Origin of the sequence: Microbacterium sp. USTB-Y, assembly GCF_023703415.1 — a bacterium.
GTDB lineage: Bacteria > Actinomycetota > Actinomycetes > Actinomycetales > Microbacteriaceae > Microbacterium.
Genome location: NZ_JAGMTU010000004.1, coordinates 170,749 through 184,806, shown reverse-complemented (window position 1 = coordinate 184,806; position 14,058 = coordinate 170,749). Strand labels below are relative to the sequence as shown.

The window sequence follows — 14,058 nt, the reverse complement described above, 5'->3', positions numbered from 1 at the left end:
CGCCCCGGCATCTGCCGTGTGCGCGTCGAAACACCCACGACTTACAAGAGGAGTACTCGTGGAGACCATCTCCGAGACCCAGATCGAGACCTCGGCCCCGGCCGAGACCGCGTCCGCAGCGGACGCCCCGAAGGCGCCGCGCAAGCGCGCCCCGCGTCGCGCGACCACCGCGAGCGCCGCCCAGGCCGCCGAGGCGGGCGCTGCTGTCGCGGCTCCCGCAGAGGCGGCTCCGGCCGACGCTCCCGCGGAGGAGGCGCCGAAGGCGAAGGCGCCCCGGCGCAGCCGTGCCAAGAAGACCGAGGAGGCCCCCGTCGAGGCCGCGGCCCCCGCCGAGGCGGCGGCTCCGGCCGATGCCGCACCTGCGGCGGACGCCCCGGCCGAGGAGGCGCCGAAGGCGAAGGCGCCCCGGCGCAGCCGCGCCAAGAAGACCGAGGAGGCTCCGGCCGACGCGGCTCCCTCCGAGCAGCCTGCCGCGGCGCCCGCGGAGCCGGCGGCCAAGGAGGCTCCGGCCGACGCGGCTCCCTCCGAGCAGCCCGCCGAGGCACCCGCGGAGGGCGGCGAGGAGCCGACCGGCCGCAGCCGCAGCCGTTCCCGCTCGCGCAGCCGCAACCGCAACGGCCAGGACGGCCAGGCCGGCAACCAGAACAACGGCGGCAACCAGAGCAACGGCGGCAACCAGAGCAACGGTCAGAACGGCAATGGCGGCCAGGCCGGCCGCGGCGGTGCCGCGCCGGACGCCGACGAGGACGGCGGCAGCAGCCGCAGCCGTCAGCGCAACAAGCGCCGCGGTGGCGGCAACCAGAACGTCGACGAGTTCGAGACCGAGATCGGCGAGGACGACGTCCTCATCCCGATCGCGGGCATCCTCGACGTGCTCGACAACTACGCCTTCGTGCGCACCACCGGTTACCTCTCCGGCCCGAGCGACGTCTACGTCTCGCTCGGTCAGGTCAAGAAGTACAACCTGCGCAAGGGCGACGCCGTCGTCGGCGCGATCAAGCAGCCTCGCGAGGGCGAGCAGCAGGGGCGCCAGAAGTACAACGCGCTGGTCAAGGTCGACTCCATCAACGGCCTGAGCACCGAGGACGCCGCCGCTCGCGTCGAGTTCTCCGCGCTGACCCCGCTGTACCCGCAGGAGCGCCTGCGCCTCGAGACGGCTCCCGAGAAGCTGACGCAGCGCATCATCGACCTGGTCGCACCGATCGGCAAGGGCCAGCGCGGCCTCATCGTCGCGCCTCCGAAGGCCGGCAAGACCATCGTCCTGCAGCAGATCGCCAACGCGATCGCGCAGAACAACCCCGAGGTGCACCTCATGGTCGTGCTCGTCGACGAGCGCCCCGAAGAGGTCACCGACATGCAGCGCACGGTCAAGGGCGAGGTCATCGCCTCGACCTTCGACCGTCCGGCGGAGGACCACACCACGGTCGCCGAGCTCGCGATCGAGCGCGCCAAGCGCCTCGTCGAGCTGGGCCGCGACGTCGTCGTGCTGCTCGACTCGATCACCCGCCTCGGCCGCGCGTACAACATCGCCGCTCCCGCCTCGGGCCGCGTGCTCACGGGTGGCGTCGACGCGTCGGCGCTCTACCCGCCGAAGCGCTTCTTCGGCGCCGCGCGCAACATCGAGAACGGCGGATCCCTCACGATCCTCGCGACCGCGCTGGTCGAGACCGGATCCAAGATGGACGAGGTCATCTTCGAGGAGTTCAAGGGCACCGGCAACAGCGAGCTGCGCCTGAGCCGTGCGCTGGCCGACAAGCGGATCTTCCCGGCGGTCGACGTCAACGCGTCCTCGACCCGCCGCGAGGAGATGCTGCTGAGCCCCGACGAGGTCAAGATCACCTGGAAGCTGCGCCGCGCCCTCGCCGGGCTCGACCCGCAGCAGGCCCTCGAGGTCGTGCTGGGCAAGCTCAAGGAGACCGACTCCAACGTCGAGTTCCTGCTGCAGATGCAGAACGCGCAGCTGGGCAAGCCGACCGCGGGCACGGGTCACAGCCACGCCTCCGAGAACAGCATCCGCTGACCCGCTTCTGCGGGACAGCCACTGCTCCGGGATCCGGTCGTCATGTTCGAACAGGTCGAGGCGCTGCGCGACGAGCATCGCAGGGTGGAGAAGGAGCTCTCCGACCCCGAGGTGCACGCCGACGCCGCGCGCGCGAAGCGGGTCAACCGCCGCTACGCCGAGCTCAGCCGCATCGTGAAGGCGCATGACGACTGGATCGCCGCCGGGGAGGATCTCGAGACCGCGCGCGAGTTCGCCCGCGAGGACGAGTCGATCGCGGCCGAGATCCCCGGCATGGAGGAGGGTCTGCAGGCCGCGCAGGAGAAGCTCCGGCGCCTGTTGATCCCTCGGGACCCCGACGACGCGCGCGACGTGATCATGGAGATCAAGGCGGGGGAGGGCGGAGCCGAATCCGCCCTCTTCGCCGCCGATCTGCTGCGCATGTACGTGCAGTACGCCGCGTCGAAGGGCTGGAAGACCGAGCTCCTGGAGCGCACCGAGTCGGATCTCGGCGGGTACAAGGACGTGCAGGTCGCGATCAAGGGATCCTCCACGGATCCCTCGCAGGGCGTCTGGGCCCACCTCAAGTACGAGGGCGGCGTGCACCGGGTGCAGCGGGTCCCCGCGACCGAGTCGCAGGGGCGCATCCACACGTCCACGACCGGGGTCCTGGTGTTCCCCGAGGTCGACGAGCCCGATGAGATCGCGATCAACCAGAACGACCTCAAGATCGACGTGTTCCGCTCCTCCGGCCCGGGCGGGCAGTCCGTGAACACGACCGACTCGGCCGTGCGCATCACGCACCTGCCGAGCGGGATCGTCGTGTCGATGCAGAACGAGAAGTCGCAGCTGCAGAACCGCGAGGCCGCCATGCGCGTGCTGCGGGCCCGGCTGCTCGCGAAGCAGCAGGAGGAGCTCGATGCGGCGGCTTCCGACGCCCGGCGCTCGCAGATCCGCGGCATGGACCGCTCGGAGCGGATCCGCACCTACAACTTCCCGGAGAACCGCATCGCGGATCACCGCACCGGGTTCAAGGCGTACAACCTCGACGCCGTGATGGACGGCGCCCTCGAGCCGCTCATCGAGTCCGCGATCCATGCGGACGAGGAGGCGCGGCTGGCGGCCCTCGGCTCCGAGGGCTGAGCGCACTCCCGGAGGCGCCGGCGGCTCAGGCCAGGGCGGCTCTGCGCTGCTCGAGCTGATCGAGCACGAGATCGAGGCCGTAGCCGAACTCGTCCCCGTAGTCGTAGTCGTGCCCGACGACCATCTGCTCGAGCATCTCGGCGAGATGCGGGTACTCGGAGGCGGTGAGCTCCAGCCCCTCGGCGAACTCCTCCGGACCCGTGTCGGGGGTGAACGGGAGGCTCAGCTCCGTGAGCACGAAGCCGTAGATGTACGCATCGAGCGCGGAGTACGCGTGGGCGGCGAGCACGAGGTCGAACCCGTCCCCGCGGAGCAGCCCGAGCACGCGGTCGTGGTGCCGCATCACGGCCTCGCCGGGGTTCGCGCGTGACTCGAGCAGGGTCAGAGCCCAGGAGTGCCTCTTGAGCACGGCACGCATGGCGTGGGCGCGCGAGGTCATCGCGGCGCGCCACGGTGCGCCGATCTCGGGCAGCGGGATCTGCGTGAAAGCCGCGTCGGCGAGCAGGTCGAGCAGCTCCTCCTTGCCGGAGACGTGGTGGTAGAGCGACATCGCCTCGGCGCCGAGCTCCTTGCCGACGTTGCGCATGCTCACCGCGCCCAGACCGCCGTCATCGGCGACCTGCATCGCCGCGGTGACGATGCGCTCGCGGCTGAGCGGGGTCCTCCGGGCCACGCGGCCTCCCTTCCGGGCGCGGGTTGCGCCCTTACCGGTGTAAGGCTATCGTAGCGGCACAAAGACTTACGGGCGTAAGGGGACAGGATGCGTGCAGGTGTGGTCGAGCGATACGGACCTCCGTCCGTCGTGCGGATCGAGACGGTGGCCGATCCGGTCGCGGGACGCGGCGAAGTGCTCGTGCGCGTGATGGCGTCGACCGTCAACTCGGGCGACGCGCGCATCCGGGGCGCCCGCTTTCCGCGCGGGTTCGCACTGCCGGGAAGGCTCGCCCTCGGGCTGCGGGGCCCGCGGGCGTCGGTGCTCGGGGTGGTCTTCGCCGGTGTCGTCGAGGCGACGGGTGCGGAAGCGGACGGCGTCGCCGTGGGCGACCGCGTCTGCGGGATGACCGGGGCGCGCATGGGCGCGCACGCCGAGCTCGTCGCGGTGTCCGCCTCGCGGCTCGTGCGCATCGCCGACGAGGTCTCCTTCGATGATGCCGCGGGGGTGCTCTTCGGCGGCACGACGGCCCTGTACTTCCTGCGGGACAGAGCCGCGGTGCGCTCCGGCGAACGGGTGCTCGTCGTGGGCGCCTCTGGCGCGGTGGGCACGAACGCGGTGCAGCTCGCGAAGCACCTCGGAGCCACGGTGACCGCCGTGACCAGCGCGGGCAACGCCGAGCTCTCCAGGGAGCTGGGGGCCGACCGGGTCATCGATTACCGGGTCGATCCGATCGCTGCCCTCGCGGACCGCGGTGAGCGCTTCGACGTCGTCTTCGACACGGTCGGCGCGCTGAGTCCCGCGACCGGACGACCGCTTCTCGCCGAGGGCGGCAGGCTGCTGCTCGCGGCCGCGACCCTCGGCGAGATCGTCACCGCCCGCGGCCCGGTCAAGACGGGCACGGCCCCGCAGCGCACCGAGGACTTCACCACCCTGCTCGAGCTGGTCGGCTCCGGGGCGCTCCGCGTCGTCCGGGACGGCGCGCTCGCGCTGGATCGTCTCGCCGAGGCGCATGCGCGCGTCGACGCGGGCCGGAAGGTGGGCAACCTCGTGCTGCATCCGCAGGAGACCGCCGACGCGAACGCGGACTGATCACCACGCCCCGCGGGTCGGCGTGCGTCCGTCCCGGGCGTCCTCGGGCAGCGTCATCTCCGCCCGCACGCCGAGCAGCCGCACGGCGCGGTCCGGCGCGATCCGCGCGATGAGCTCCCGCGCCCTCTCGACGATCACGGCGCGATCGGCGGTCTCCGGGATCCGCTTGGTGAACGTCTTCGTCGTGAAGGGCGCGTAGCGGACCTTCAGGCCGAGGCCGATCACGCCGCGTCCGTCTTCGGCCACATCATCGAGCACCTGGTCCAGCAGCGCCAGAGCGGCCCGCTCGATCTCCGCGGGGTCGGCGAGATCGGTCTGATACGTGGTCTCGCGGCTGTGTCCGCGCGGAACCCAGGGCGTATCGTCGACGACCGCGGAGCTCCCGCCCTGTCCGAGCTCGCGATACCAGAGACCCATCCGCGGACCGAACTCGGCGGTGAGCGCATCCGCGGGCGCGGCGGCGAGCTCCGCCACCGTGCGGATGCCCAGGGCGAGCAGCCGCTTCGAGACCTTCGGGCCGACGCCCCACAGGTCGACGACCGCGTGCTCGCCCATCACCGCGTCCCAGTTCGCCGCGGTGAGGCGGAACACGCCCCGCGGCTTGCCGAACCCCGTCGCGATCTTCGCGCGGACGAGCGTGTCGCCGATGCCGACGCTGCAGTGCAGCCGCGTGCGGGCCAGGACCGCCTGCTGCAGACGGCGCGCATACGCCTCGGGGGAGTCCGTGTCCACGCCGACGAAGGCCTCGTCCCAGCCCAGCACCTGCACCACGGCCCCGGGCTGGGCGCGCAGCTCCGCCATCACCTCGGCCGACGCCTCCAGGTACGCCGGGGCGTCGACCGGCAGGATCACCGCCTCGGGCGCCTTGCGCGCCGCGATGCGCAGCGGCATGCCGGAGCCCACGCCGAACGCGCGCGCCTCGTAGGACGCCGTGGACACGACGGCGCGCTCGCCCGGATCCCCGCGGCCGCCCACGATGACCGGCAGTCCGGCGAGTTCGGGACGACGCAGCACCTCGACGGCCGCGATGAACTGGTCGAGGTCCACATGGAGCACCCAGTGCATGCCCTCGACACTACGCGGGGCGCATGCAGGGCGGCACCTGTCCCGCGCTATGCTCCGGCCATGGGCCTCTTCTTCACGCGCACCCTGATCTTCCTGGCTTCCTCGGCCGTCGGCCTCATCGTGGCCGACCTGCTGCTCCCGGGCTTCACGATCGAATGGAGCAAGTGGTGGGGGTTCGTGCTGTGCGTGCTGATCTTCACGGTGCTGCAGAGCCTGCTCGCCCCATGGATCACCTCGATGGCGAACCGCTACGCGCCCGCGCTCCTGGGCGGCATCGGGATCATCTCCACCTTCGTCGCGCTGCTCATCGTCGTCCTGCTGCCGATCGGGGGCCTGCGGATCACCGACGCGCTGGCCTGGATCCTCGGTCCCGTGGTCGTCTGGATCATCACGGCGCTGTGCACGGTCGTGCTGCCGCTGCTGCTCATCAAGCGCGAGGTGCGCGAGGCCGCGGCGCTGAAGGCCGCGGCGAAGAAGCGCTGAACCCGCTCGCGGATCCCGTTTGCGAGATCCGCGAGCGCGCGTCAGATCGAGTAGTCCGGCACGGAGAGGATCCGTGCCGTGCTCTCGCCCTCGATGCGGGGCCGGGCGCGCGCGGGCACGCCGGTGAGCACGGAGTCGGCGGGGGCGTCCTTCGTCACGACCGCATTGGCGCCGATCGCGGATCGCGCCCCGATCACGACGGGTCCCAGGATCTTCGCGCCGGCGCCGACGACGACGCCGTCCTCGAGGGTGGGGTGGCGCTTGCCGGCGTCGCGCGTGCGGCCGCCGAGCGTGACCCCGTGGTAGAGCATCACGTCGTCGCCGACCTCGGCCGTCTCTCCGATCACGACGCCCATGCCGTGGTCGATGAAGAAGCGCCGCCCGATCTGCGCGCCCGGGTGGATCTCGATGCCGGTGAGCCAGCGCGCGACCTGCGAGCCCATCCGTGCCGGGAAGCGCAGTCCGCGCTTCCACAGCGCGTGGTTGAGCCGGTGCGCCCAGATGGCGTGCAGGCCGGGATAGAGCAGCGCGATCTCGAGCCCGCCGCGCGCCGCGGGGTCGCGCAGCCGGGCGGACGCGACGTCCTCGCGCATCCGCCCGGCCCACGACATGTCGGACCCCCGGGGAGTCTCGGAGACGGTCATCAGTCTTCGCGCAGGTCCTCGAAGAGGGCGGTCGACAGGTAGCGCTCGCCGGTGTCCGGGGCGATCACGACGATGGTCTTGCCGGCGCTCTCGGGGCGCGCCGCGACCTTCAGCGCCTGGGCGACGGCGGCGCCGGCGGAGATCCCGACGAGCAGTCCCTCCTTCGCGGCGAGGTCGCGCGCGGTGGCGAGGGACTCCTCGAAGCCGGCCGTGATGATCTCGTCGATGACGTCGCGGTCCAGGATCGCGGGGACGAAGTTGGGGCCGATGCCCTGGATCTTCGCCGGTCCGGGGTGGCCCTGGCTGAGCAGCGGGGAGTCGGTCGGCTCGACGGCGATCACGGTCACCTCGGGGTTGACCGCCTTGAGCGCCTGACCCGTGCCCGTGATCGTGCCACCGGTGCCGATGCCGGCGACGAAGACGTCGACCTTGCCCTCGGTGTCGCGCAGGATCTCCTGCGCGGTGGTCTCCCGGTGGATCTGGGGGTTCGCGGCGTTCTCGAACTGGCGGGCCCACACGGCGCCCGGGGTCTCGGCGATGATCTTCTGGAGCTCCTCGATCGCGCCCTTCATGCCGAGCGTGGGGTCGGTGAGCACGAGCTCGGCGCCGAACGCCTTGAGCAGCACGCGCCGCTCCTTCGACATGGACGCGGGCATGGTGAGGATCACGCGGTAGCCGCGGGCCGCGCCGACCATCGCCAGCGCGATGCCGGTGTTGCCGCTGGTGGCCTCGACGATGGTGCCGCCCGGCTTCAGCTCGCCCGACGCCTCGGCGGCGTCGACGATGGCGATGCCGATGCGGTCCTTGACGCTGGACGCCGGGTTGAACGACTCGAGCTTGACGAGAACCGTGGCGTCGAGGCCCTCGGTGACGTGGTTCAGCCGGACGAGCGGGGTGTTGCCGAACGTGCTGGTGATGTCGGAGTGGATGCCTGCCATGACGGACCTTTCGATGGGCGCACTGCGTCGGGTGGAGCGACGGGTCCCGTCCCGCTAGTCGACGAGGACACGATCGTGCACAGCCTAGGCCGGGGTCGTGTGCGCACGGTGAATGTGACGGCCGCATTACGCTGGAGGTCTATGTCCGCGCCCCTCGCCGAAGCCCTCCGCCGTGCCGCGACCGTCCTCGGCGAGGCCGGCGTGCCCGACCCCGTCGTCGACGCCGAGCTGCTCGCGGGACACGTCCTGGGAATGGGGCGCGGCGCGGTGCAGGCGGCGACGATCCGCGGTGATGCGCTCGACGAGACCCAGACCGACGCGCTGGAGGCGCTGGTCGCCCGGCGGGCGGCGCGCGAGCCGCTCCAGCACCTCACCGGAACGGCTCCGTTCCGCCACCTCGAGCTCGCCGTCGGTCCTGGCGTCTTCGTGCCACGGCCGGAGACCGAGATCGTCGCGCAGTTCGCGATCGACGCGCTGCTGGCCTCCGCATCGCCCGAGCCGGTCGGCGTCGACCTGTGCACGGGATCCGGCGCGATCGCGCTCGCACTCGCGACCGAGGTGCCGCATGCGCGGGTGCACGCGGTGGAGCTGTCGCCCGAGGCGCACGCGTGGGCGCAGCGCAACACCGCGATGCAGGGCAACCTCGCGCTCGTGCTCGGGGACCTCCGCGAGGCTCTGGGCGAGCTGGACGGCACGGTGGACGTCGTCATCTCCAATCCGCCGTACGTCCCGGACGACGCGATCCCTCGCGACCCCGAGGTGCGCCTGTTCGACCCGGCGCTCGCGCTCTACGGCGGCCCGGACGGACTCGATGTGGTGCGGGCGATCAGCCGCCGAGCCTGGGCGCTGCTGCATCCCGGGGGCACGCTGGTGCTCGAGCATGCCGAGGTGCAGGGAGCCGCGATCCGGGAGCTGCTCGCGGCGGACGGCTGGCGCGCGACCGCGACGCATCAGGACCTCACCCGGCGCGACCGGGCCACGACGGCGATACGTCCGTAACCCGTTCCGCGCCGCCGTCGAGCCGGCTCCCATCGCGCCCACAGCAGGGCGGGACGCTCCGCCCCGTAGACTGGGCCGGTCATGTCCTCCCTCTTCGATAGCCGCGACGCGGATCAGATCCTCACCGGCATGCGCCAGGCCCGTCTGGCGATCGGCCGCGGCGAGCTGGTCGTGCTCCCCACCGACACCGTCTACGGCGTGGGCGCCGATGCGTTCAGCCCCGCCGCCGTCCAGCGCCTGCTCGACGCGAAGGGGAGAGGTCGCCAGCAGCCGCCTCCCGTGCTCGTCGGCAGCACCGCCACCCTCGCCGCTCTCGTCGAGAGCGTGCCGGAGCCGGTGCAGCGTCTCGTGGACGCGTTCTGGCCGGGCGGCCTGACGATCGTGCTGCCCTCGCAGCCCTCGCTCGTCTGGGACCTCGGCGAGACCCACGGCACGGTCGCCGTGCGGATGCCCGACCACAAGGTCGCGCTGGCGCTGCTCGAGGAGACCGGGCCGCTCGCCGTCTCCAGCGCGAACCTCACCGGCCGGCCCGCCGCGGTCGAGGCGCAGGGCGCGCAGGACATGCTCGGCGACAGCGTCGCGGTCTACCTCGATGCGGGGCCCGCGACCGGCGGCGTCGCATCGACGATCGTCGACGCCACCTCCCTCGTGCGCCCGGGCGGCGACGATGCGAAGGTCCGCGTGCTCCGCGAAGGCGCCGTGTCCCGCGACGACCTCGCCCGCGTGCTCGGGGATCTGCTCGAAGAGCCGTCCTGACGGTCTTCGGATGAGAGCGACGACGTGAAGCAGTACCTGTTCACCGTGATCCTCACGGCCGCCGTCACCCTCGCCTGCTCCTGGGCGGTGTGGCAGCTGAGCCTGCGCTTCAAGCTGTACCCCGGCATCCGCGAGCGCGACGTGCACACGACTCCGACGCCGCGGCTCGGCGGGGTGGCGATGCTCTGCGGCATCCTCGCGGCGTTCGCCGCAAGCGCCGCGAGCCCGTTCTTCCACATCATCTGGGCGCAGCCGCAGACGATGTGGTCGGTGCTCGGCGCCGTGCTGCTCATCGCGGTCGTGGGCGTCATCGACGACCTGTGGGATCTGGACTGGATGATCAAGCTCGGCGCCCAGTTCCTCGCCGCGGGCCTGGTCACGATCGTCGGCGGACTGCAGATCGCCTCGCTCCCGCTGCCCGAGCCGGTGATCGCCTCGAATGCGCTGAGCATCGTCATCACGATGTTCGCGATCGTCATCGTGATGAACGCGGTCAACTTCATCGACGGCCTGGACGGCCTCGTCGCGGGCGTCTGCCTCATCGCGAACGGCGTGTTCTTCGCGTACTCGTACATCATCGCCCGGGACATCGGGCAGTCCAGCTACTTCAGCCTCGCGCCGTTCATCGCCGCCGTGCTGATCGGCGCCTGCATCGGCTTCCTGCCCTTGAACTGGAGCCCGGCGAAGCTGTTCATGGGCGACTCCGGGGCCCTCGTGATCGGTCTGCTCATGGCGACCAGCGCCGTCGCCATCACGGGGCAGCTGAACCCGGCGGTGCTGACCAACGCGCAGATCGGCCGTTCGCAGCTGCTCGGCGCGTTCATCCCGATCCTGCTCCCGGTCGTCGTGGTGCTGCTGCCGCTGCTCGACTTCGGGCTGGCGGTGCTGCGCCGCATGCGCGCGGGCAAGTCGCCGTTCTCGCCCGACCGCAAGCACCTGCACCACCGCATGCTCGACCTCGGTCATCGGGGCCGCGACGCGGTGCTCATCTTCTACGCCTGGACCGCGGTCATCTCGATCGCCGTGCTACTGATGTACATCGGCTCGCGGGAGGGCTGGTTCGGCGAGTACGCCGCCGGCGTGGTCTTCGGCATCGTCGGCGCGGGAGCCTGCCTCGTTGTCACCCTCATCCCGTCGCGCCCGCGCGCCCCGCAGAAGGAATCGAAATGAGCTCCGCGAGCCCCCATCCCGTCACCAGCACCCCGATCCTGCGCACCGCGCTGATCGCGTCCGGCGTCGCCGCCGTCGTGCTCGGCGTGGTCGCCGCAGTCGTCGGGGGAGCGGTCAAGGGCGCCCCCGGCGTGTGGAGCGGTCTGATCGGCGCCCTCATCGCGGTGGTGTTCGGCGCGATCACGGCCGGCAGCATCCTCATCGCGAACCGCTGGTTCGGTCAGGAGCTCTACGTGCAGCTCTTCTTCGCGATCGTGATGGGCGGCTGGTTCCTGAAGCTCGCGCTCTTCTTCGTGCTGATCCTCGTGCTGCGCGGGCAGCCCTGGCTGGAGCCGGTCGTCTTCTTCTGGGCGCTGCTCGCGGGGGTGCTGGTCTCGCTCGGCATCGATGCCGTCGTGTTCCTGAAGATGCGACTGCCCGTCGTCAGCGACACCTCGCTGCCGACCGTCGCCCCCGAGGACGTGGCGCCGTCGGCAGGGGAGCGTAGTCCCTCTGGGCGGGATCATGACGCGGATTCAGGGAACTCACACGTCTGATAGGCTGGAACCCGAGCCCGCTCGTCCCGCGAGCGCTGCGCTGTGAAGCACATCGACCGACGCCCCGGTAGCCCCCGGTGCCCCGAAGTTGGAGCCCGCGCTGTTTAATCTTGCTGCGACCATGATTCCTCGACTGGCCGACGACAGCGGTTTCCACGGCCCGTCGATGGACGAGTTCTTCCCCGAGATCCTGTTCAACGTCTTCGGCGTCCCGATCCACAGGATCCACCTCGTTCAGTTCGTCTCGGTCGTGGCCGTGGTGCTGATCCTGGTGCTCGGAACCCGCCGGATGAAGATCGTCCCCGGCCGCTTCCAGAGCGTCGTCGAGATGGGCCTCGGCTTCGTCCGCGGCGGCATCGCGCACGACCTGCTCGGCCGTAAGGACGGCGACCGGTTCCTGCCGATCCTCACCACGATCTTCTTCATGACGCTGTTCATGAACATCACGGGCATCATCCCCGGCCTGAACATCGCCGGTACGAGCATCATCGGCGTTCCCCTGCTGCTCGCGGTCATCAGCTACATCACCTTCATCTACGCCGGTATCAAGAAGAGCCCGAAGAACTTCTTCAAGAACGCGCTCTTCCCGGCCGGTGTGCCGTGGCCGGTCTACATCATCGTGACGCCGATCGAGTTCATCTCGACCTTCATCATCCGCCCGGTGACCCTGACCCTTCGTCTTCTGATGAACATGGTCGTCGGCCACATGCTGCTCGTGCTGTGCTACTCGGCCACCGCGTTCTTCTTCTTCACGGCGGGCGGCGGCTGGGCTGCGCTCGGCGTCGGTACCCTCGCCTTCGGCGGCGCCTTCTCGGTCTTCGAGATCCTCGTCGCCGTCCTCCAGGCCTACGTCTTCACCGTCCTCACCGCGGTCTACATCCAGCTCGCGGTCGCAGAAGAGCACTGACAACCCCTGCGGGCGGCGAACCTGCCGCCCACAACGAAAGGAAAAACCCGTGGACGCTACTACGGTTCTCGCAGCAGTCAACGGCAACCTCGCGGCGATCGGCTACGGCCTCGCCGCCATCGGCCCGGCCATCGGCGTGGGCATCGTCGTCGGCAAGACGATCGAGGGTGTCGCCCGTCAGCCCGAGCTGGCCGGTCGCCTGCAGGTTCTGATGTGGATCGGCATCGCCTTCACCGAGGCGCTCGCGTTCGTCGGCATCGCCGTCGGCTTCATCCCCTTCCCGTAATCCGCACCCGAATCCCGAAGGAGACAGGATGCTGAACGCTCTTGTCACGAACCTCGCGGCAGAGGGCGAGGCGGCTCACAACCCGCTCCTGCCGGCGTGGTACGACCTGGTCTGGTCGGCGCTGTGGTTCGTCGTGATCCTCGCCGTGGTGTGGTTCTACGCCCTTCCGCGGTTCACGAAGATGCTCGACGAGCGCTCCGCTGCCATCGAGGGCAACATCGCCAAGGCGGACGAGGCCCAGAAGCAGGCCGAGGCGGCGCTGGAGGAGTACACCCGTCAGCTCGCCGAGGCGCGCACCGAGGCCGGCACGATCCGCGAGACCGCCCGTGAGGACGGCAAGAAGATCGTCGCCGAGGCCAAGGAGACCGCTGTCGCCGAGGCTGCGCGTCTGACCGCCGCCGCCCACTCGCAGATCGAGGCGGAGCGCCAGACGGCGTTCGTCTCGCTGCGCAACGAGGTCGGCGGCCTCGCTCTCGACCTCGCCGGTGGCGTGGTCGGCGAGACCCTCTCCGACGACGCACGCGCGACGGCCGTCGTGGACCGCTTCCTGGCGGACCTCGAGGCCTCCGAGGCGGCGAAGTAATGGGCAGCGCGACCGCTCAGGCCCTCACGGCGTCGAGCAGTGCTCTGACCGCCGCCCAGGGGATCACCCTCGACGTCGCCGGAGAGCTGTTCTCCGCCACGCGCCTGATCGGTGAGTCCACCGCGCTGAGCGGCGCGCTCGCCGACCCGTCCGCCCCCGTCGAGGCCCGCGCCGCCCTGGTGTCGCGCGTGTTCGCCGGAGCGTCTCCGATCACGGTGAGCCTGCTCACCACGGCCGTCTCCCAGCGCTGGTCCTCCGCCGCCGACCTCGTCGACGGTGTGGAGGAGCTCGCGGTGCGCGCGGCGGCGATCTCCTCGCCGGACGCCGACATCGAGGGCGAGCTGTTCTCGGTCTCGCGTCTCGTCGCGGACAACGCCGATCTCGAGCTGGCCCTGGGCGGTCGCCTCGGTGGCGGCGAGGGCAAGGCCGCGCTCGTGCAGAAGCTGGTCGGATCGAGCCTGCACCCCGCGACATCGCTCATCGTCACGTCGCTGGTGCGCGAGCCGCGCGGCCGCCGCGTGCGCCGTCTGCTGAGCCGCGCCATGCGGATCGTCTCGGCGCAGCGCGACCGGATCGTCGCGACCGTGCACACGGCTGCTCCGCTCAGCGCGCCGCAGCGCGACCGTCTCCGCGCCGTGCTGACGGGCCGTTACGGCCGTCAGATCGCGCTGAACGAGGTGCTCGACTCCGCCGTCGTCGGAGGCCTGCGCGTGCAGGTCGCGGACGATGTCATCGACGGCAGCATCGCCGCCCGCCTCGCCGATCTCCGGCAGAAGCTCGCGGGCTGACAAACGAACTTCGCGCG

16 protein-coding genes are annotated in these 14,058 nt (G+C 71.0%); 12 read left to right on the top strand and 4 right to left on the bottom strand.

The window, feature by feature from the left end:
* Positions 1 to 58: 58 nt before the first annotated feature.
* Together rho and prfA are read left to right on the top strand one after the other, a co-directional pair.
* Positions 59 to 2,020: a transcription termination factor Rho gene (gene rho, locus J8G10_RS11645; protein ID WP_251444719.1), complete on the top strand. Its 1,962-nt coding sequence runs from the start codon at positions 59 to 61 to the stop codon at positions 2,018 to 2,020.
* Between the two features lie 42 nt (positions 2,021 to 2,062).
* Positions 2,063 to 3,142 (top strand): peptide chain release factor 1, encoded by a 1,080-nt coding sequence (gene prfA / locus J8G10_RS11640; protein WP_251444716.1) that lies wholly within the window; start codon positions 2,063 to 2,065, stop codon positions 3,140 to 3,142.
* Positions 3,143 to 3,167: 25 nt separating this feature from the next.
* Here the strand turns inward: prfA and J8G10_RS11635 are convergent, their stop codons facing one another.
* Positions 3,168 to 3,815, bottom strand: coding sequence for a TetR/AcrR family transcriptional regulator (locus J8G10_RS11635; RefSeq protein ID WP_251444713.1), 648 nt, complete (start codon positions 3,813 to 3,815; stop codon positions 3,168 to 3,170).
* Positions 3,816 to 3,902: 87 nt separating this feature from the next.
* Here J8G10_RS11635 and J8G10_RS11630 point away from each other — a divergent pair, with 87 nt between their 5' ends.
* Positions 3,903 to 4,886 (top strand): NAD(P)-dependent alcohol dehydrogenase, encoded by a 984-nt coding sequence (locus J8G10_RS11630; protein WP_251444710.1) that lies wholly within the window; start codon positions 3,903 to 3,905, stop codon positions 4,884 to 4,886.
* Here the strand turns inward: J8G10_RS11630 and J8G10_RS11625 are convergent, their stop codons facing one another.
* Entirely contained in the window at positions 4,887 to 5,951 is a 1,065-nt protein-coding gene (locus J8G10_RS11625) for a DNA polymerase IV (RefSeq protein ID WP_251444706.1), read from the bottom strand.
* A gap of 60 nt (positions 5,952 to 6,011) precedes the next feature.
* Here J8G10_RS11625 and J8G10_RS11620 point away from each other — a divergent pair, with 60 nt between their 5' ends.
* Positions 6,012 to 6,434 (top strand): phage holin family protein, encoded by a 423-nt coding sequence (locus tag J8G10_RS11620; RefSeq protein WP_251444703.1) that lies wholly within the window; start codon positions 6,012 to 6,014, stop codon positions 6,432 to 6,434.
* Between the two features lie 41 nt (positions 6,435 to 6,475).
* Here J8G10_RS11620 and epsC read toward each other — a convergent pair whose 3' ends face one another.
* Complete coding sequence (gene epsC / locus J8G10_RS11615; RefSeq protein WP_251444700.1) at positions 6,476 to 7,078, bottom strand: serine O-acetyltransferase EpsC; 603 nt, start codon at positions 7,076 to 7,078, stop codon at positions 6,476 to 6,478.
* On the bottom strand, positions 7,078 to 8,016 hold the full coding sequence (gene cysK / locus J8G10_RS11610; protein WP_251444696.1) for a cysteine synthase A: 939 nt from the start codon (positions 8,014 to 8,016) through the stop codon (positions 7,078 to 7,080). The genes epsC and cysK overlap by 1 nt, the downstream gene beginning before the upstream one ends.
* 141 nt (positions 8,017 to 8,157) lie before the next feature.
* On the opposite strand from cysK, the gene prmC reads away from it, so the two are divergent.
* The 8 genes from prmC (at position 8,158) to J8G10_RS11570 (ending at position 14,041) form a co-directional block, all read left to right on the top strand.
* Positions 8,158 to 9,015 (top strand): peptide chain release factor N(5)-glutamine methyltransferase, encoded by an 858-nt coding sequence (gene prmC, locus J8G10_RS11605; protein WP_251444693.1) that lies wholly within the window; start codon positions 8,158 to 8,160, stop codon positions 9,013 to 9,015.
* Between the two features lie 81 nt (positions 9,016 to 9,096).
* Positions 9,097 to 9,771 (top strand): L-threonylcarbamoyladenylate synthase, encoded by a 675-nt coding sequence (locus J8G10_RS11600; RefSeq protein WP_251444690.1) that lies wholly within the window; start codon positions 9,097 to 9,099, stop codon positions 9,769 to 9,771.
* 24 nt (positions 9,772 to 9,795) lie between these two features.
* Complete coding sequence (locus tag J8G10_RS11595) at positions 9,796 to 10,941, top strand: MraY family glycosyltransferase (RefSeq protein ID WP_251444687.1); 1,146 nt, start codon at positions 9,796 to 9,798, stop codon at positions 10,939 to 10,941.
* Positions 10,938 to 11,477, top strand: coding sequence for a hypothetical protein (locus tag J8G10_RS11590; protein WP_251444684.1), 540 nt, complete (start codon positions 10,938 to 10,940; stop codon positions 11,475 to 11,477). Before J8G10_RS11595 ends, J8G10_RS11590 begins: the two co-directional genes overlap by 4 nt.
* 121 nt (positions 11,478 to 11,598) lie before the next feature.
* The gene (atpB, locus tag J8G10_RS11585; RefSeq protein WP_251444681.1) at positions 11,599 to 12,384 is read left to right on the top strand and encodes a F0F1 ATP synthase subunit A; all 786 of its coding nucleotides are present in this window, start codon (positions 11,599 to 11,601) and stop codon (positions 12,382 to 12,384) included.
* A gap of 49 nt (positions 12,385 to 12,433) precedes the next feature.
* Positions 12,434 to 12,670: an ATP synthase F0 subunit C gene (atpE, locus tag J8G10_RS11580; RefSeq protein WP_045251710.1), complete on the top strand. Its 237-nt coding sequence runs from the start codon at positions 12,434 to 12,436 to the stop codon at positions 12,668 to 12,670.
* A 28-nt stretch (positions 12,671 to 12,698) separates the two neighbouring features.
* A complete protein-coding gene (locus J8G10_RS11575; RefSeq protein ID WP_251444678.1) occupies positions 12,699 to 13,253 on the top strand; it encodes a F0F1 ATP synthase subunit B in 555 nt (184 codons plus the stop codon).
* Positions 13,253 to 14,041: a F0F1 ATP synthase subunit delta gene (locus tag J8G10_RS11570; protein WP_251444675.1), complete on the top strand. Its 789-nt coding sequence runs from the start codon at positions 13,253 to 13,255 to the stop codon at positions 14,039 to 14,041. Before J8G10_RS11575 ends, J8G10_RS11570 begins: the two co-directional genes overlap by 1 nt.
* The last annotated feature ends 17 nt before the right edge of the window (positions 14,042 to 14,058 follow it).